General features: G+C 67.8%; 17 protein-coding genes. 10 read left to right on the forward strand and 7 right to left on the reverse strand.

Annotation, left to right across the window (positions count from 1 at the left end; all coding sequences use genetic code 11):
• Positions 1 to 63 precede the first annotated feature (63 nt).
• Positions 64 to 1,017 (reverse strand): LysR family transcriptional regulator, encoded by a 954-nt coding sequence (locus tag AB4Z46_RS20175; protein WP_442285310.1) that lies wholly within the window; start codon positions 1,015 to 1,017, stop codon positions 64 to 66.
• Between the two features lie 108 nt (positions 1,018 to 1,125).
• On the opposite strand from AB4Z46_RS20175, the gene AB4Z46_RS20180 reads away from it, so the two are divergent.
• From AB4Z46_RS20180 to AB4Z46_RS20200, 5 genes are all read left to right on the forward strand, one after another.
• Complete coding sequence (locus tag AB4Z46_RS20180; protein WP_442285311.1) at positions 1,126 to 2,481, forward strand: aspartate aminotransferase family protein; 1,356 nt, start codon at positions 1,126 to 1,128, stop codon at positions 2,479 to 2,481.
• A 19-nt stretch (positions 2,482 to 2,500) separates the two neighbouring features.
• A complete protein-coding gene (locus tag AB4Z46_RS20185; protein WP_442285312.1) occupies positions 2,501 to 4,018 on the forward strand; it encodes a CoA-acylating methylmalonate-semialdehyde dehydrogenase in 1,518 nt (505 codons plus the stop codon).
• 168 nt (positions 4,019 to 4,186) lie between these two features.
• Positions 4,187 to 5,131: a LysR family transcriptional regulator gene (locus AB4Z46_RS20190; RefSeq protein ID WP_442285313.1), complete on the forward strand. Its 945-nt coding sequence runs from the start codon at positions 4,187 to 4,189 to the stop codon at positions 5,129 to 5,131.
• A gap of 135 nt (positions 5,132 to 5,266) precedes the next feature.
• The gene (locus tag AB4Z46_RS20195; protein WP_442285314.1) at positions 5,267 to 6,142 is read left to right on the forward strand and encodes a pirin family protein; all 876 of its coding nucleotides are present in this window, start codon (positions 5,267 to 5,269) and stop codon (positions 6,140 to 6,142) included.
• Between the two features lie 229 nt (positions 6,143 to 6,371).
• A complete protein-coding gene (locus AB4Z46_RS20200) occupies positions 6,372 to 7,010 on the forward strand; it encodes a hydrolase (protein ID WP_442285315.1) in 639 nt (212 codons plus the stop codon).
• Positions 7,011 to 7,034: 24 nt separating this feature from the next.
• Here AB4Z46_RS20200 and AB4Z46_RS20205 read toward each other — a convergent pair whose 3' ends face one another.
• Positions 7,035 to 8,003, reverse strand: coding sequence for a LysR substrate-binding domain-containing protein (locus tag AB4Z46_RS20205; protein ID WP_442285316.1), 969 nt, complete (start codon positions 8,001 to 8,003; stop codon positions 7,035 to 7,037).
• A gap of 150 nt (positions 8,004 to 8,153) precedes the next feature.
• Here AB4Z46_RS20205 and AB4Z46_RS20210 point away from each other — a divergent pair, with 150 nt between their 5' ends.
• Genes AB4Z46_RS20210 through AB4Z46_RS20220 form a run of 3 tightly spaced genes read left to right on the forward strand, consistent with a single transcriptional unit; the run spans position 8,154 to position 10,863 of the window.
• Entirely contained in the window at positions 8,154 to 9,119 is a 966-nt protein-coding gene (locus AB4Z46_RS20210; RefSeq protein WP_442285317.1) for a Bug family tripartite tricarboxylate transporter substrate binding protein, read from the forward strand.
• 13 nt (positions 9,120 to 9,132) lie between these two features.
• Complete coding sequence (locus tag AB4Z46_RS20215) at positions 9,133 to 10,494, forward strand: acyclic terpene utilization AtuA family protein (RefSeq protein ID WP_442285376.1); 1,362 nt, start codon at positions 9,133 to 9,135, stop codon at positions 10,492 to 10,494.
• Positions 10,495 to 10,497: 3 nt separating this feature from the next.
• Entirely contained in the window at positions 10,498 to 10,863 is a 366-nt protein-coding gene (locus tag AB4Z46_RS20220) for an AtuA-related protein (protein ID WP_442285318.1), read from the forward strand.
• A gap of 16 nt (positions 10,864 to 10,879) precedes the next feature.
• Here AB4Z46_RS20220 and AB4Z46_RS20225 read toward each other — a convergent pair whose 3' ends face one another.
• A complete protein-coding gene (locus AB4Z46_RS20225) occupies positions 10,880 to 11,791 on the reverse strand; it encodes a helix-turn-helix domain-containing protein (RefSeq protein ID WP_442285319.1) in 912 nt (303 codons plus the stop codon).
• A 225-nt stretch (positions 11,792 to 12,016) separates the two neighbouring features.
• Here AB4Z46_RS20225 and AB4Z46_RS20230 point away from each other — a divergent pair, with 225 nt between their 5' ends.
• Both AB4Z46_RS20230 and AB4Z46_RS20235 read left to right on the forward strand, forming a co-directional pair.
• Entirely contained in the window at positions 12,017 to 12,778 is a 762-nt protein-coding gene (locus tag AB4Z46_RS20230; RefSeq protein WP_442285320.1) for a glucose 1-dehydrogenase, read from the forward strand.
• A 29-nt stretch (positions 12,779 to 12,807) separates the two neighbouring features.
• Positions 12,808 to 13,305, forward strand: a complete 498-nt coding sequence (locus AB4Z46_RS20235) for a 2,4'-dihydroxyacetophenone dioxygenase family protein (protein WP_442285321.1) — start codon at positions 12,808 to 12,810, stop codon at positions 13,303 to 13,305.
• 45 nt (positions 13,306 to 13,350) lie between these two features.
• On the opposite strand, the gene AB4Z46_RS20240 is transcribed toward AB4Z46_RS20235, so the two are convergent.
• The 4 genes from AB4Z46_RS20240 to AB4Z46_RS20255 are packed head-to-tail and all read right to left on the reverse strand — an operon-like array spanning position 13,351 to position 16,653.
• Positions 13,351 to 14,058 carry an ABC transporter ATP-binding protein gene (locus AB4Z46_RS20240; protein WP_442285322.1) on the reverse strand — a complete coding sequence of 236 codons (708 nt, stop codon included), beginning with the start codon at positions 14,056 to 14,058 and terminating at the stop codon, positions 13,351 to 13,353.
• The gene (locus AB4Z46_RS20245; RefSeq protein ID WP_442285323.1) at positions 14,055 to 14,774 is read right to left on the reverse strand and encodes an ABC transporter ATP-binding protein; all 720 of its coding nucleotides are present in this window, start codon (positions 14,772 to 14,774) and stop codon (positions 14,055 to 14,057) included. Before AB4Z46_RS20245 ends, AB4Z46_RS20240 begins: the two co-directional genes overlap by 4 nt.
• Entirely contained in the window at positions 14,771 to 15,772 is a 1,002-nt protein-coding gene (locus AB4Z46_RS20250) for a branched-chain amino acid ABC transporter permease (protein ID WP_442285324.1), read from the reverse strand. The genes AB4Z46_RS20245 and AB4Z46_RS20250 overlap by 4 nt, the downstream gene beginning before the upstream one ends.
• Positions 15,772 to 16,653 (reverse strand): branched-chain amino acid ABC transporter permease, encoded by an 882-nt coding sequence (locus tag AB4Z46_RS20255; protein WP_442285325.1) that lies wholly within the window; start codon positions 16,651 to 16,653, stop codon positions 15,772 to 15,774. Before AB4Z46_RS20255 ends, AB4Z46_RS20250 begins: the two co-directional genes overlap by 1 nt.
• Positions 16,654 to 16,694: the final 41 nt, after the last annotated feature.

Here is a 16,694-nt window from a genome sequence, read left to right on the forward strand (position 1 = left end):
GAAGCTTGGCGACCGCAGTTTACCGACTGACCAGTCGGTCTGTCAATTTGGCGAGACCTGGCCTCAGCGGGCTGCGTGGGCCGCGCTCAGGCAGGATTCGAAGGCCAGCACCGTGCGTGAAGGCTTGGGCGAGCGCCGCATCAGGCTGACGAAGCGGCAGGCGTAGTTGAAGCGCGCGGGCAGCACCGCTTTCATCGCGCCGCGCTGCTCGAAGACCTGGGCATAGTGGTCGGGCAGGAAGCCGAGAAATCGTCCGGAGAGGATCAGCGTGGCAATGGCCTCCTGGTCGAAGCCGGTGGCCTTGCGCGCCAGTTGGGCCCGGTGACTCAGCTCCATGTTCGGCGAGTGATAGCCGAGGCCGGCGAAGTCGTGCTCGCGCAGCCGCGACCAGGTCAGCTTGCCGTGCGGTCCCTCGAACAGCGGATGCCCCGCGCCGCAGTACAGCAGCATGGTTTCATCGAACAGGTCCCCATAGACCAGGCTCTTCGAACTGCGGTGCGCAGGAATGATGCCGATCTGGAACTTGCCCTCCAGCACGCCTTGCTCGATGGCGTTGATCGAGCCCACGTGCACGGCCAGGCTCACTTCCGGCGCGATCTCCGAGAAGCGGGCGATGGCCTCGCCGATGCGCGCCTTCGGATTGGTCGCCGTCTTGTCGAACAGCGCCACCTCGAGTTGCCCGCCCATGCGGTTGTGGATGTCGTCGATGCTGCCGCGGAAGGCGTCGACCGAAGCCAGCAGCCGCAGCGTCTCGTCGTAGACGCGCTGTCCGTCGGCCGTGAGCGCGAAGCCGGCCCGACCGCGCCGGCACAGCACCAGGCCGAGCCGAGTCTCCAGGTCCTTCACATGCCGGCTCACCGTGGAAGTGCCGATGTTCAGCTCCAGCTCGGCGGCCGCCATGCCGCCGCAATCGACCACGCTCTTGAACACCTTGAGCAGGCGCAGATCCATGTCGCTGAGCTGCCCCAGCACGGCGCGGTTCCTGGCAACGCTTTCGCGCGGTGTCTTTACTTGCATAAAGTGTCAAGTGAACATTGATATTGCACCATTCTCCACACTGAAGGCTCTGCGAACAATCCACCCATCTCATTTCCCCTTCGGAGCCCGCGTCAAGCGGGAATCGCCATGACCCTTGCAACGCCCGCCATCGAACCCACGCCCGCCCTGCGGACCGACGCCGCCTGGCTCGACGCGCACTGGATGCCCTACACCGGCAACCGCAATTTCAAGGCCGATCCGCGGATGATCGTGGAGGCCAAGGGCGCCTACTTCACCGACGGCGACGGCCGCAAGATCTTCGACGGCCTGTCGGGCCTCTGGTGCTCGGGCCTCGGCCACGGCCGCCCCGAAATCACCGAAGCGGTCAGCCGCCAGATCGCCAAGCTCGACTATTCGCCCGCCTTCCAGTTCGGCCACCCCCTCTCGTTCGAGCTGGCCAACAGGATCAAGGAGCTGACGCCCGCCGGGCTCGACTACGTGTTCTTCACCGGCTCGGGCTCCGAAGCCGCCGACACCTCGCTGAAGATGGCACGCGCCTACTGGCGCACCAAGGGCCAGGCCGGCAAGACGCGCCTGATCGGCCGCGAGAAGGGCTATCACGGCGTCAACTACGGCGGCATCTCGGTCGGCGGCATCGCCGCCAACCGCAAGCTGTTCGGCCAGGGTGTCGAAGCCGATCACCTGCCGCACACCCTGCTCGCAGGCAACGCCTTCACGCGCGGCATGCCCGAGACCGGCGCCGAGCTGGCCGACCGCCTGCTCGACCTGATCGCGCTGCACGACGCCTCGAACATCGCCGCCGTGATCGTCGAACCCTTCGCCGGTTCGGCCGGCGTGGTGATTCCGCCCCAGGGCTACCTGAAGCGCCTGCGCGACATCTGCACCGCGAACAACATCCTGCTGATCTTCGACGAAGTGATCACCGGTTTCGGCCGCTGCGGCGCGCTCACCGGCGCGGAAGCCTTCGGCGTGACGCCCGACATCATGAACATCGCCAAGCAGGTCACCAACGGCGCGCAGCCGCTGGGCGCCGTGGTCGCCAGCAAGGAGATCTACGACACCTTCATGGCCGCGGGCGGCCCCGACTACATGCTCGAGTTCCCGCACGGCTACACCTACGGCGCGCACCCGGTGGCCTGCGCCGCCGGCCTCGCCGCGCTCGACGTGCTGCAGAAGGAAGACATGATCGGCCGCGTGAAGACGCTGGCGCCTCATTTCGAGAATGCCGTGCACAGCCTCAAGGGCAGCAAGCACGTGACCGACATCCGCAACTACGGCCTCGCCGCCGGCCTGACCATCGCCGCGCTGCCCGGCGAGCCGGCGCGCCGACCGTACGAGATCGCGATGAACTGCTGGAAGAAGGGCTTCTACGTGCGCTATGGCGGCGACACGATCCAGCTGGCACCGCCTTTCATCGCCGAGAAGGCCGAGATCGATCGCCTCGTCAACGCCCTGGCCGACGCCCTCGCCGAAACCGCCTGATCCCTCACCGAGTCATTCCATGCAAAACGACAAGAACGTCACCACCACCATCGGCCACTTCATCGACGGCCAGCGCGTCGCGGGCGGCACCCGCGTGCAGCCGGTGTTCGATCCGGCCACCGGCTTCTCGGACAAGAGCGTGGCGCTCGCCGACAAGCTCACGGTCGAGCAGGCCATCGCCTCGGCGCAAGCCGCCTTCCCGGCCTGGCGCAACACGCCGCCGCTCAAGCGCGCCCGCGTGATGAGCAAGCTCAAGACGCTGCTCGAAGCCAACGCCGACCGCATCGCCGCGCTCATCACGGCCGAGCACGGCAAGGTGCTCTCGGACGCGCACGGCGAGCTGCAGCGCGGCATCGAGAACGTCGAGTACGCCAGCTATGCGCCCGAGCTGCTCAAGGGCGAGCACAGCAAGAACGTCGGACCCGCCATCGACTCGTGGAGCGAGTTCCAGGCGCTGGGCGTCACGGCCGGCATCACGCCGTTCAACTTCCCCGTGATGGTGCCCTTGTGGATGTGGCCGATGGCCGTGGCCTGCGGCAACACCTTCGTGCTCAAGCCCTCGGAGCGCACGCCCTCCTCGACGCTGCTGGTGGCCGAGCTCGCGCTCGAAGCCGGCCTGCCGCCGGGCGTGCTGAACGTGGTCAACGGCGACAAGGAAGCCGTCGACACGCTGCTGACCGACCCGCGCGTGAAGGCCGTGAGCTTCGTGGGCTCGACCGCGATTGCCGAATACATCTACACCACGGGCTGCGCGCACGGCAAGCGCGTGCAGGCCCTGGGCGGCGCGAAGAACTTCGCGGTCGTCATGCCCGACGCCGACATCGGCAACGCGGTCAGCGCGCTGATGGGCGCGGCCTACGGTTCCTGCGGCGAGCGCTGCATGGCGATTCCGCTGGTCGTGGCCATCGGCGACGAAACGGGCGACGCCGTGGTCGCGGGCCTGAAGGCCGAGATCGCGAAGATGAAGGTCGGCCCCGGCAACGACAACGGCAACGACATGGGCCCGCTGGTCACCCAGCCGCACTTCGACAAGGTCAAGGCCTTCGTCGATGCCGGTGTGGCGGCGGGCGCGAAGCTCGTGGTCGACGGCCGCGGCGTCAAGGTCGAAGGCCATGACGGCGGCTACTACCTCGGCCCCTGCCTGTTCGACGGCGTGAAGCCAGGCATGACGATCTACCAGGAAGAAATCTTCGGCCCGGTGCTCGGCGTGGTGCGCGTGAAGACGCTCGAGGAAGCCATGGCGATGATCGATGCCCACGAATACGGCAACGGCACCTGCCTGTTCACGCGCGACGGCGAAGCCGCGCGCTGGTTCAGCGACAACATCCAGGTCGGCATGGTCGGCATCAACGTGCCGCTGCCGGTGCCCGTGGCGTACCACTCCTTCGGCGGCTGGAAGCGCTCGCTGTTCGGCGACCTGCATGCCTATGGCCCCGATGCCGTGCGCTTCTACACCAAGCGCAAGACCATCACGCAGCGCTGGCCCTCGGCCGGCGTGCGCGAAGGCGCGGTGTTCAGCTTTCCGTCCAGCCGCTAGGGCCAGCTGCAGCTGGCCGAACGAGGCCAGTCTCGCGGCGATTGGGGGCACTCCGGAGCTTGTGCAGGCTCCTCGCGTTCGTCTTGGCGGCACGGCCAGCGTCTACACTGCCAGCTGGCCCGGATGCCGACGTCGCGTCGGAGCGCCTGCAACCCAGGAGGACATGTTGTGCGGTATCGCATCGAAGATATCGAGGCCTTCATCGCCGTGGTGGAGGCCGGCAGCATCAGTGCCGCCGCGGTCCGGCTGGATGTGGCGAAGTCCGTCGTGAGCAAGCGTGTCACCTCGCTGGAAGACTGCCTGGGCGTTGCGCTGCTTCAGCGCTCGACGCGGCGCGCGACGCCGACGACCAGCGGGACGCATTTCTTCGAGCGAAGCAAGCTGCTGCTGCAGGACTTCGACGAGTTTGCGCAATCGATGCGGGGACTGAACCGCGGCCTGCAGGGAACGGTCCGGCTCGCGCTCCCGATGAGTTTCGGGCAGCGCTGTGTCCTGCCCACGCTGATGCCGTTCCTGCGCAAGAACGCGGAACTGGTCGTGCACATGGACCTGGACGACCGGCATGTCGACCTCGTGCAAGGCGGCTACGACCTGGCGATCCGCATCGGCGTGCTGGCGGATTCAAGCCTCATCGCGCGCAGGCTCGCCACCAGCAGGCGCGTCCTGTGCTGCAGCCCGGACTACCTGGCCCAGCGTGGGCGCCCGTCCACCCTCGAAGACCTGTCGCAGCATGACTGCATCGGCTATGGTCTGGTGTCCTCGAGCCAGATCTGGCAGTTCCGCAGGACGGACGATGAATCGGGCGAGCGCGGCGGCGAGCCCGTCGCCACCAATGTCCGCGCGCGCGTGGTGACGAACAACGGGGAGGCGATGGTCCAGGCCGCATTGAGCGGTCTGGGCCTGACCGTCCTGCCGACCTTTCTGGTCGGCGGCCTGCTGCGCGCAGGCGAGCTCGTGGCACTGCCGCTGGACCGGCTCGTTCCCACCGACGACACGGTGCATGCGGTGTACACGCAGTCGCGCAACCTGTCGTCCAAGGTTCGGACCATCATCGACGTCCTTGCCGACGCCTGGGCCGGCGACGTGGCGCCCTGGGACCGCGCTCCGGCCTGAGGGTCGCCCGCCGCGGCCGCAGCCTTGCGGTCCGCCAGCCCCCGGGTCGACGCGCTGCCGAAACGCCGCGTTCGCGAAAGGCGACCTACCGGAAGCGCCTGCCCGCACCCAGATTGACAGGCAAAGGAGTCGACCATGAAGAAACTTGCCTTCAAGAGACGCAACAACGGACGCCACTGGGTGGGCGACGGCTTTCCGGTGCGCAGCATCTTTTCGTACAACGACGTCGCGCAGGAACTGTCGCCGTTCCTGCTGCTGGACTATGCGGGGCCGGCGGAGTTTTCGCCGACGCAAAAGCGCCGGGGTGTGGGGCAGCACCCCCATCGCGGGTTCGAGACCGTCACCATCGTCTACACCGGCGAAGTCGAGCATCGGGACTCGGCCGGAGGCGGCGGTTCCATCGGGCCGGGCGACGTCCAATGGATGACCGCGGGCGCCGGCATCGTGCACGAGGAGTACCACGGGACCGGGTTCGCCCAGCGCGGCGGAGCGTTCGAGATGATCCAGCTGTGGGTGAACCTGCCTGCCAGGGACAAGATGACCTCGCCGGGCTACCAGAACATCACGGACGCCCAGATTCCGAGGGTGGCGCTGCCCGAGGGCGCCGGCTCCGTCCGTGTGATCGCCGGCGGATTCGAAGGGCAGGCCGGACCTGCGCGCACCTTCAGTCCCATGAACGTGTGGGATGTTCGCGTCAAGGCGGGTCGCCGTGTCGAGTTCGAGGTGCCGGAGGGTCATACCGCGGCGGTCTTCGTGCTCAAGGGCGCGATCCGTTTCGGCGGCGATGCGGTGGAAGAGGCCGAGCTCGCCGTGCTCGAGCGGGTAGGGACGACGCTCGCGTTCGATGCGACCGAAGACTCGACCGTGCTGCTGCTGACAGGGCAGCCGCTGAACGAGCCGGTGGTGGGATACGGGCCCTTCGTGATGAACACCGAGGATGAAATCGCCAGCGCTTTCGCCGACTACCAGAACGGCCGCATGGGGCGAATCACGGCGGCATCGGCGGCTTGATCGCGATGGAGCGGGCAGGCTTCGACGGACGTCGGAGCCTGCCTCTCCTCGCGGCCCGCGTGTTCTCGATCGAAGAACGCGCTGTTCCCCGAAGGGCCGCTACCGCACCGCGGGCGAAGTGACCAGAATCGCTTCAGGCGGTTGCGCGGCGAATGGGCCGTCTGGCAACCCAACCGGCATCCGCGCGTGCTGCGTTCCAGCACATTGAAACCATCGTCAGGAGAACACCATGGCCAGTGAAACCATTCGAGACCCCGTCAAGGACATACTGCTCACCCCCCAGAACGCCGCGTTCGTGATCATCGACTACCAGCCGGTCCAGGTGAACTCGATCGCCTCGATGGACCGGCAACTGCTGATCAACAACATCGTCGGCGCGTCCAAGGCCGCCGTGGCCTACGGCCTGCCGATCGTGCACTCCACGGTCAATGTCAAGACCGGCCTCAACAAGCCGCCGATCCCGCAAGTGCGCAAGGCACTGGAAGGCATCCCGACCTACGACCGCACGACCATCAACTCGTGGGAGGACGTCGAATTCCGCGCGGCGGTGAAGGCGACCGGGCGCAAGAAGCTGATCATGACCGCCTTGTGGACCGAGGCCTGCCTGACCTTCCCCGCGCTCGATGCGCTGAACGAAGGCTATGAGGTCTACGTCGTGGCCGATGCGGTAGGCGGGACTTCGCTGGCGGCCCACGAAGCGGCGTTGCGCCGGATCGAACAGGCCGGCGGCAAGATGATCAGCGTGCCGCAGCTGTTCTGCGAGCTGCAGCGCGACTGGGCGCGCAAGGAAACGGTTCCGGCGTTCATCAATCTCTTCATCGAGACCGGCGGCACCGCGGGGATCCAGTTCTCCTACGATCGCGAATAAGGCGAATCGCCGCGCGCAGGTGGCCTAGGGCGCCGGCCGCACCGCCGTCGCGCGCAGCGCCGCCAGCCAGTGGTCCATCTCCTGATTGCGCGGCTGCAGTTCGTCGGCGAGAAAGTCGACGAAGGCCTGGATGCGTGCGCTCAGGTGCTTGCGGTGGTGGTAGGCCGCGAGTACCGGCTCTTCTTCGAACGCATCGGACAGGAAGAGCGGGACCAGGCGGCCGCTGTCGATGTCGCTGCGGACGTGAAAGTCTCCGAGCCGGGCAATGCCGGCACCGCCGCGCGCCATCTCCAGCAACACGCCACCGTCGCTGGCCGAGAAATTGCCGATGGCCAGTTGCTCCTGTGGCATGTCCGGCCAGCCGACCTGCCAGTGGTTCCAGGCCTCGCGGCCCACGAAGTTGAGGCAGTTGTGCCGCAGCAGGTCCTCGGGGCGCTGCGGCGTGCCGTGCTGTGCCAGATAGGCGGGAGAGCCGCAGACGATCCAGCGCACGGTCGACACCCGCCTGGCCACCATCGACGAATCGGGAAGGTCGCCCGAGTGGATCAGGACGTCGAGACCCCGCTCCGTCAGGCTGGGCGTGTCCAGGCCGACGAACAGCTCGATCCGCACCTCGGGATAGCGAGCGAGGAAGCGCGGCATCAGCCGCGCGAGGTCATGCCGCGCGAACACCGGCGGCGCATGGACCCGGAGCTTGCCGCGGACGTCGTCGTGCTCCTGCATGACGGCGCTCTGCGCGCCCTCCGCGGCTTCGAGCAGCGCGAGTGCCTTGACGTAGAAGATGCGCCCCGCGGGGGTCAGCGTCACTGCGCGCGGCGTACGGTCGAAGAGCCGCACCTTGAGACGCCCTTCGAGGCGATCCACCAGCTTGCTGACGGTGGAGGGCGACAGGTGCCAGTCCTTGGCCGCCAGTGAAAAGTTGCCGCGCTCGGCGACCCGCACGAACAGCGCCACGTCGCTGAGCCGGTCGATCTGGTTCGCTCGTTTCTCCATGGCCTGATCGTACGTGTGGTGCCGAGCACCGTGAAATATCTTCACAGCTGTATTGCCCGACATTCGCTTGGCCGTCCGCGAGTGGCCGGGTCAGTATCGGCGTCGACGGCCGCAGGTGTGCCGCCTCGTACAACGCAACGGAGACAACACATGAACAACAGGTACCGATGGATGGTTGGGTTCGGCATGGCCGCGATGTCGGCCGTCGCACTGGCCGCGGCGCCTTTTCCGTCCAGGCCGCTGACGCTGGTGGTGCCGACGCCACCGGGCGGCACCACCGATCTGGTCGCGCGGCTGCTGGCCGAAAAACTGGGCGCATCGTTCGGCCAGCCCGTCGTGGTGGAGAACCGGCCGGGCGGCGCCACCACGATCGGCGCCCAGGCGGTGCTGAACCTGCCCGCCGACGGCTACACCGTGCTCATGGGCACCTTCTCGACCATCACCAACCCCTACCTGACCAAGTCGATCAAGGTGGCCTACACCGATTTCGACCCGGTGACGCTGGTCGTCAACACGCCGAACGTGCTGATGGTGGGGCCGGCGGCGCCGTTCACCTCGTTGAAGGATCTGGTCGCCGCCGAGAAAGCCAGGCCTGCCAGCGTGAGCTTTGCTTCGACGAGCAACGGCGGCTCTCCGCATCTGTCGGGGGCCCTGTTCAACAGCCTCGCCAAGGTGCAGATGATGCATGTGCCGTACCCGGGCTCGGCGCCCGCGACCACCGACCTGCTGGGAGGCCATGTCGACACCATGTTCGACAACCTGCCGGCGGCGCTGGCCCAGATCCGTGCGGGCAAGGTGCGCCCGCTCGCCGTCACGACGAGCCAGCGGGTACCGGCGCTGCCCGACGTGCCGACCTTCGCCGAAGCGGGATTGCCCGGCTACGAGGTCAATGCATGGTTCGGGCTGCTGGCCCGCAAGGGCACGCCGCCCGCGGCCATCGCGGCGTGGAACCAGGGCGTGAAGGCGGCGCTCGAGATGCCCGACGTCCGCCAGCGGCTGGCCGGATGGGGCGCCATTCCGGTCGGCAACACGCCGGCGCAGTTCGCCGCCTACTTGAAGGCCGAGGACCAGAAGTGGTCCCGCGTCATCAAGGATGCCGGCATCAGGAACGATTGAGAGCCGAGAGATGATGACGAAGAAGACCAGCGTGCGCATCGGCTGCGGTTCGGGATGGTGGCGCGACCGGATCGAGCCGGCGGTCGTCAGCGCGAAGCTCGGGCAGCTCGATTTCCTTTGCTTCGAGACGATGGCGGAGGCGACCGTGTCGTTCGCCCAGGCGCGCAAGCGCGCCGACCCGTCCTTCGCGGGCTACGAAACCCTGCTCGAAGAGCGCATGCGCCGCGTGATCCCGCATTGCATGGCGCAGGGAACCCGGATCATCACCAACGGAGGCTGGATCCATCCGGTGGCGGCCGCCAAGGCGACGGCGCGGATCTGCGCCGAGCTCGGATTCCGCAACGTGAGGATCGCCGCCGTGGTGGGAGACGACCTCACGCATCGCATCTTCGACATCGCCGACACGGTGATGGAGAGCGGTGCACCCATCGAGACGTTGCGCCCGAGCCTGATCTCGGCCGAGGCCTACGCCGGCGCCGACGGGATCGTCAAGGCGCTGGACGAAGGAGCCCAGATCGTGATCACGGGGCGCGTGGCCGATCCGTCGCTTTTCCTTGCGCCCATGATCCACGCCTTCGGATGGTCCACCGCCGATGCCGACCTGATCGCCCAGGGCTCCGCGATCGGACACTTGCTGGAATGCGGCGCGCAAGTCACCGGCGGCTACTTCAGCGACCCGGGCTTCAAGGACGTGCCCGATCCCTGGAACCTCGGCCTGCCCATCGCCGAAGTGTCGGCGAACGGAGAGGCCGTCATCACCAAGGTGGCGGGGACGGGCGGACGCGTCGACGCACGCACCGTCAAGGAACAGATGTTCTACGAGGTCCACGACCCGTCGATGTACCTGACCCCGGATGTGGTCGTGAACTTTCTGACCGCACGCGTCGAGGAGATCGGCGAGGACCGCGTTCGCTTCAGCGGCGTCACGGGCCGCGCGCGGCCGGCGACGCTCAAGGTGTCGATGGGTTGCAAGGAGGGCTTCATCGGCGAGGACTGGTTCTTCTACGCCGGACCGGGCGCCATGGCCCGCGCCCAACTGGCCAAGCGCGTTCTGGAAGAGCGCTTCCGCATGGTCGGCCTCGAGGCGGAGGAACTGCGCATCGACTACCTGGGCGTCAATGCGGTCCATCGCGAAGCGTCCGCGCCGATGGCGCACGAACCCTACGAGGTCGCCGTGCGGGTTTGCGCGCGCACCCGGACGCGCGAGATGGCCGAGAAGATCGGCGGCGAGGTCGACGGCATGGCCGTCTCGGGCATTGCCGCGACGGGCAAGCGCCTGCCGTTCAACGACCGCACGCGGGAAGTCATCGGCGTGTGGTCGACCCTGGTGGATCGCCATGCGATCGACTTCGACATCGAAACCTTCGAGAGCTGAGGCATGCAGATTCCACTTCGCTACCTGGCGCACAGCCGTTCCGGCGACAAGGGCAACATCTTCAATGTCGGTGTGTTCGCCTACGACCCCGCGTTCTATCCCTCCCTCGTCGAGCAGTTGACGGCCGAGAAGGTCAAGGCGCTCTACAAGGTGGCCGAGCGCGTGGACCGCCATGTGGCCGACAACCTCCACGGCATGAACTTCGTGCTGCATGGTGCACTGGCCGGCGGCGTCTCGCGCACGCTGGCGCTGGACAACTACGGCAAGGCGATGTCGAGCGCCATCCTTCGGCTCCTCATCGATGTGCCGCCGGAGATCGAGGCGCTGGTGCGGGAGCGGTTTCCGGGCCTGCCTGATCAGGCGGCCTGAACTTCAGGTCACCCGCTCACGCGCCGTCGCGATAGTTCTTCGGCGCGACCCGGTAGGCCTTGCTGAACGCGGTCGAAAAGTGGCTGGCGTTCCTGAATCCGTTCAGGCTCGCGACCTCCGCGATCGACAACTCCCGGCGGCTGCGCAGCATCTGGCCGGCATGCGCCAGCCGCAGGGCGAGCAGGTACCGGTACGGCGTCTGGCCGACGCTGTTCCTGAAGGCCTTGACGAAGTGGTCCTTCGACATGCAGGCGATGGTCGTCAGGTCCTGCAGCTGGATCGGCTGGGCATAGCTCGCCTCGATGAAGGCGACGACCTGCGCCAGCCGGTTCGGGCTCAGGCGGGCCCCCGCCTGGGCGGACTCGAACAGCTTGAGCCGGTTCGTATCGATGCTCGAATGGCGCAGCACCAGATGCCGGACCACCGCGTGCTGGAGTTGGTCGAGCAGGAAGGTCTCGCCGCCGTCCGCGGGCGGGCCGTGGCATTCGAGCTCGTCGCGCAGCATCGAGAACAGGCCGGCCAGCCACGGGTCCTCGGCGGCGAAGAACTCGCGGATCTCCGGCGTGTCGTCGAGTTCGATTTCTTCCGACACGAAGTCTTCCAGCACCGCCTGAGGCAGGTACAGGTGCATCACCTGCGCCTGGCTGCCGATGTGCCATTCGGTTTCGTGGTGGCAGGAGACGAAAGTGGAGCTGCCGAGCTTCGAGTGGGTTCCGGTCACCCGGCCGCCGCTGCGGCGCTCGATCCGCGTGCTGCCGCTCAAGTGGTGCACCAGCACGTGCTCGGCCATGTGGCGGCTCGACAGGTCGCAGGCGGGATGCTGCCAGCGCGCGCCGAACAGGCGGCTGTGCTTGCTCTTGAACGTGTAGTCCGGCGCAAGCTGCAGCGCACGTGCGATGAGCAGCGGCGTTTCGATCAGGGCTGTCATGTCTCCTCCGTGGCCCGATCGCTTGCCCCGCAAAGGACGGTCGACGTCGGCCCATCTGTGGCTTGGCCGATTATGCGGGCTTCGAATGCCGACGCCGCGTTTCAAAAAAAGAGCGGGCATTGGGTAAATCGGGTTTGTCTGCGCCACCGGCGTTCGATCCCGTACGTGCGCACTTAGAGTCGCCGCCACCCCAGCGCGATGGCGCCATTTTTTTGCGGAGGAAGCATGAAGGGATTGTTGGAGAACAAGGTCGTCCTGATCACCGGCGCCGGCTCGGGCATCGGCCGCGCCGCCGCGCTGCTCGCGGGCAGAGAAGGCGCGCAGGTGATCGCGGCCGATATCGGGATGGAACAGGCCGAGGCCGTCGCCGCCGAGATCGTGCGCGCGGGCGGCCACGCGGTCGCCGAGCGAATCGACGTGGCGCAGCGGGCCCGGCACGAGGCCCTGGTCGAACGGGTGGTGGCCACGCACGGCCGGCTGGACGGGGCTTTCAACAATGCCGGCGTTCCGGGCCCGGTGGCCCCGCTGCTGGACTACGACGACGCCGAGTTCTCGCGGGTGATCGACATCAACCTGAAAGGCGTCTGGCACGGCATGAAGGCGCAGATCCGCCAGATGCTTGCCCAAGGCGGCGGCGCGCTGGTCAACAACTCGTCGATCGGCGGCGTCGTGGGCAAGGCCGGCATCTCCGGCTACAGCGCGACCAAGCATGGCGTGCTCGGCCTGACCCGCAGCGCCGCGCTCGAATACGCGAGCCAGGGGGTGCGGATCAACGCCGTCTGCCCCGGCATCATCAAGACGCCCCTGTACGACGGCGTGATCCAGGGCGACCCGGCGACCGAGCAGTACTTCCAGACCCTGCAGCCGGTCGGGCGCTGGGGGCGTCCCGAGGAAGTCGCCGAAGCGGTGGTCTGGCTGCTGTCGGACCGCGCCTCCCTGGTGCACGGCCATGCGCTGGTCGTGGACGGCGGCTTCACCGCCGCGTGATTCTTTTCCACAACGACAAGGAGATCCCCATGAACACCACCACCACCCTCGACCCCGCATGGAAGGGCCCGCCGCTGACCCCCAAGGGCTCGCGCAAGGAATTCACCGACACCGCCGCGATTCCGTGGACACCGTGGGTCATGCCGGGCACCTACTTCAAGCTGTTCTATGTCGACGAGGCGTCCGGCCGCTTCACCTTCCTGCTGAAGGTCGACCCCGGCACCGAGGCGCCGGTGCACTGGCACCTGGGCACCGCCGAGGCCTACATCCTCGAAGGCGGCTTCTACTATTTCGAGGACGACCAGGGCTTCCCCGGCGCCTATACCGCCGAGATGCCCGGTGCGATCCATCAGCCGGTCTCGCCGAAGGGCTGCGTCATGTTCGCGGTGGCGCACGGTCCGCTATCGGGCTTCAACCCGGACGGCAGCATCGGCGGCATCTGCGATGCCAAGCTGATGTACCAGCTGGCACAGCAGGGGAACGCGGCCGCGCACGTGGTCCGCATGGGATTCATCGGCGAGCACTGAGTCCCCCTCGCCGGACGGCCGGCGAGAGGGCCTCCGTGCCCTTTCTCAAAGCCCCAGGTAGGCGCGGCGCAGGCCCTCGTCGGCCAGCAGCTCGCTGCCCGGGCCCGACATCACGATCTCGCCGTGCTCCAGCACGTAGCCGCGCTGCGCCAGGCTCAGCGAACGGTGCACGTCCTGTTCGACCAGCAGGATCGTGATGCCGCGGGCATTGATCTGCGGCAGCTTCCCGAAGATGTCCTTGACCATGATCGGCGCCAGGCCGATCGACGGCTCGTCGAGCAGCAGCAGCTTGGGCGAGGTCATGAGGGCCCGCCCGATCGCCAGCATCTGCTGCTCGCCGCCGCTGAACGAGCGCGCCAGCTGGCGTCGACGCTCCCGCAGCCGCGGGAAGAGCGAGTAGATCCACTCGAGGTTGTCGCGGCTGCGGCGCGCATCGCGCAGCAGGTCGCCGCCGACGCGCAGGTTGTCCTCGACCTCCATGTGGCCGAACAGGCGTCGGCCTTCCATGACCTGGGCCATGCCCAGCCGCGCGATCTGGTGCGAGGGCCGGCCGCTGATGCGTTCGCCGCAGAAGCGCACCTCGCCGGCGAAGGCCGGCAGCGTGCCCATCACGGTGCGGATCAGCGTGGTCTTGCCGGCGCCGTTGGCGCCGACGATGCTGACGATCTCGCCTTCGGCGACGTTCATGTCGACGCCGCGCAGCACCTGGACATCGCCATAGCCGGCGTCGAGCCCCTTGACTTCGAGCATCATGCGTGAGCCTCCCCGAGATACGCCTTCACCACTTCAGGGTCGTTCGCCACCGCGTTCGGCTCGCCCTCCGAGATCTTGCGGCCGTGATGCACGACCACGATGCGGTCCGACAGCTGCATGACCGCCTTCATGTTGTGCTCGATGATGAGCACGCTGATGCCGGTGCGGCGCAGGTCCAGCACCAGCGCCACCATGTCCGCGGTTTCCACCGTGGTGAGGCCGGCCATCACCTCGTCGAGCAGCAGCAGCCGCGGCTGGGTGGCGAGCGCCTTCGCGACCTCCAGCCGCTTGCGGCCCGACAGCGTGAGCGTGCGGGCGACCTGGTGCTCGCGCCCGCCGAGGCCGACGCGGCGCAGCACCTTCATCGCCGCCTCGGCCGCATCGTCGCGGCGCGGGTGGCGCAGGAAGGCGCCGATCATGGCGTTCTCCAGCACCGTCATCTCGCCGAAGGGCTTGACGATCTGGAAGGTGCGCACCAGCCCGGCCGCGCAGATCTGCGCGGCGCCCTGGCCATCGACGCGGCGGCCGGCGAACCAGATCTCGCCGTCGGTGGGCGGCAGGAAGCCCGAAGCCATGGCGAACAGGGTGGTCTTGCCGGCGCCGTTCGGGCCGATCAGGCCGACGATCTCGCCGTCGCCGACCGAGAAGCTGACGTCGTCGGAGGCACGCAGGCCGCCGAAGCTCTTGCCGACGCCGCGGAATTCGAGCAGCTTCATGGCGTGCCCTCCGCCGCCGCAGGCTGTGCGGCCCGGGCCACGCGCCGGCGCTCGCGCCAGCGGTCGAAGATCGCCATCAGGCCGCGCGGCTCCCAGCGGATCACCAGCATCAGCAGCAGGCCGTACAGCATCATGTCGACGCCCACCAGGCCGCCCGAGACGGTGCGCGCGAGCTCTTCGCCCGGCAACAGCAGCAGTGCGCCGATCACCGGCCCCCACAGCGTGCCGCGCCCGCCGATGATGCAGACCACCGCGATGACCACGCCGAGGTTGGCACCGAACACCTTGTCGGGGCTGATGTAGAGCACGAACTGGGCGTAGAAGGTGCCGCCCAGCGCGGTGAGCCCGGCGCTCAGCATGGCGGCCAGCATCTTGTAGCGCATGGTGGGAACGCCGAGCGCCAGCGCCGCTTCCTGGTCGTTGCGCACCGCCGCCAGGTAGTAGCCGAAGCGGCTGCGCAGGATCTGGCGGTTGATGAGCCAGGCCGCGGCCGTGAAGGCCAGCGCGATCACGTAGTAGAACTCCTTGCGGGTGTGCTGGAAGTACAGCGGCGCGTCGCGCAGCAGGGTCACCTCCATGCCGCGCGGCCCGCCGAGCAGGCTGTCGGCGTTCTCGACCAGCGTCTTGAGCACCATCGCGGTGGCGATGGTCGCGAGCGCGAAGTAGGCGCCGCGCAGCTGCATGCACGACAGCCCCACCACCACCGCGGCGACGACCGCGATGGCGGCGCCGGCCCACATGCCGAGCCAGGGGCTCAGGCCGAGATGCACGAACAGCCAGGTCGAGGTGTAGGCGCCGAGGCCGAAGTAGGCCGAGTGGCCGAGCGACAGCTGGCCGGCGATGCCGCCCAGGATGTTCCACGACAGCGCCAGGTAGGCGTACAGCAGCGTGACGACGGCGACCGACAGCAGGTACTGGTTGTTGGTCAGGAGCGGCGCGACGGCCGCGGCGGCGATCAGCGCCGTTCTGGCGCCGGCAGGCAGGGTGCGGGTGCTCATCATTCGTTCTCCACGCCGAACAGTCCGCTCGGGCGGAAGTACATCACCGCGAGGAACAGCAGGAAGATCAGGGCTTCGGCGTAGGTCACCGGGATCAGCTGGCTGCCCACCGACTCGAGCACGCCGACGATGATGCCGCCCCAGAAGGCGCCGGCCACGGAGCCGATGCCGCCGAGCACCACGATGACGAAGGCTCGCATGCCGAAGGTGTCGCCGACGAAGGGGTTCGCCGGATAGAGCGGCAGCAGCAGCGCGCCGGCCACGCCCAGGATGCCCAGGCCGATGGCGAAGGAGAGCTGGTAGACGCGCGCGCTGTCGATGCCCAGCACGCCGGCCGCCTCGCGGTCCTGCCCGGTGGCGCGGATGGCGCGGCCGGTGCGCGTGTAGCGCAGGAACGCGACCAGCCCGGCCGTGATCAGCGCGGCGAACAGCAGGCCGGCGAGCTGCGGGTAGGTGAAGATCAGGTCGCCCATCACCAGCACCTCGTTGGCCCACGGGTTGTCGACCGAGCGGCTGTCGGGGCCGACCAGCGCGAGGAAGCCATAGTCCATGAAGATCCACAGGCCGGTGGTGAAGATCAGCACGCCGATGGGCTCGCGCGAGATCTCCTTGCGGTAGATCGCGTCGATCAGCCAGCGCTGGCAGGCGTAGCCGACCACGAACAGCACTGCCGCCGTCAGCGGCGCCGTGACCAGCGGGTGCAGGCCGGCCTGCGTGGCCAGCGCGTACGACACGTACATCGCCATCATCAGGAAGGAGCCGTGCGCGAAGTTGATGATCTTCATCACGCCGAACTGCAGGCTCAGGCCCAGCGCGATGAGGCCGTAGATGGCCCCGCTGGCGATACCGCTCAGCAGGGCCTGTAGATAGGTGCTCGACAAGAAAATGCTCCTTGCGGAAGAAATGAAAGCCGGCCGCCCCT

Source organism: Variovorax sp. M-6 (assembly GCF_052114385.1).
Lineage (GTDB): Bacteria > Pseudomonadota > Gammaproteobacteria > Burkholderiales > Burkholderiaceae_C > Variovorax.

Excerpts from the sequence above, each read along its gene's own strand:
- AB4Z46_RS20185 (WP_442285312.1), top strand. The coding sequence starts at position 2,501 with ATGCAAAACGACAAGAACGTCACCACCACCATCGGCCACTTCATCGAC.
- AB4Z46_RS20195 (WP_442285314.1), top strand. The coding sequence starts at position 5,267 with ATGAAGAAACTTGCCTTCAAGAGACGCAACAACGGACGCCACTGGGTG.
- AB4Z46_RS20180 (WP_442285311.1), top strand. The coding sequence starts at position 1,126 with ATGACCCTTGCAACGCCCGCCATCGAACCCACGCCCGCCCTGCGGACC.
- AB4Z46_RS20215 (WP_442285376.1), top strand. The coding sequence starts at position 9,133 with ATGACGAAGAAGACCAGCGTGCGCATCGGCTGCGGTTCGGGATGGTGG.
- AB4Z46_RS20220 (WP_442285318.1), top strand. The coding sequence starts at position 10,498 with ATGCAGATTCCACTTCGCTACCTGGCGCACAGCCGTTCCGGCGACAAG.
- AB4Z46_RS20235 (WP_442285321.1), top strand. The coding sequence starts at position 12,808 with ATGAACACCACCACCACCCTCGACCCCGCATGGAAGGGCCCGCCGCTG.
- AB4Z46_RS20200 (WP_442285315.1), top strand. The coding sequence starts at position 6,372 with ATGGCCAGTGAAACCATTCGAGACCCCGTCAAGGACATACTGCTCACC.
- AB4Z46_RS20205 (WP_442285316.1), bottom strand. The coding sequence starts at position 8,003 with ATGGAGAAACGAGCGAACCAGATCGACCGGCTCAGCGACGTGGCGCTG.
- AB4Z46_RS20210 (WP_442285317.1), top strand. The coding sequence starts at position 8,154 with ATGAACAACAGGTACCGATGGATGGTTGGGTTCGGCATGGCCGCGATG.
- AB4Z46_RS20225 (WP_442285319.1), bottom strand. The coding sequence starts at position 11,791 with ATGACAGCCCTGATCGAAACGCCGCTGCTCATCGCACGTGCGCTGCAG.
- AB4Z46_RS20175 (WP_442285310.1), bottom strand. The coding sequence starts at position 1,017 with ATGCAAGTAAAGACACCGCGCGAAAGCGTTGCCAGGAACCGCGCCGTG.
- AB4Z46_RS20250 (WP_442285324.1), bottom strand. The coding sequence starts at position 15,772 with ATGAGCACCCGCACCCTGCCTGCCGGCGCCAGAACGGCGCTGATCGCC.
- AB4Z46_RS20240 (WP_442285322.1), bottom strand. The coding sequence starts at position 14,058 with ATGATGCTCGAAGTCAAGGGGCTCGACGCCGGCTATGGCGATGTCCAG.
- AB4Z46_RS20230 (WP_442285320.1), top strand. The coding sequence starts at position 12,017 with ATGAAGGGATTGTTGGAGAACAAGGTCGTCCTGATCACCGGCGCCGGC.
- AB4Z46_RS20245 (WP_442285323.1), bottom strand. The coding sequence starts at position 14,774 with ATGAAGCTGCTCGAATTCCGCGGCGTCGGCAAGAGCTTCGGCGGCCTG.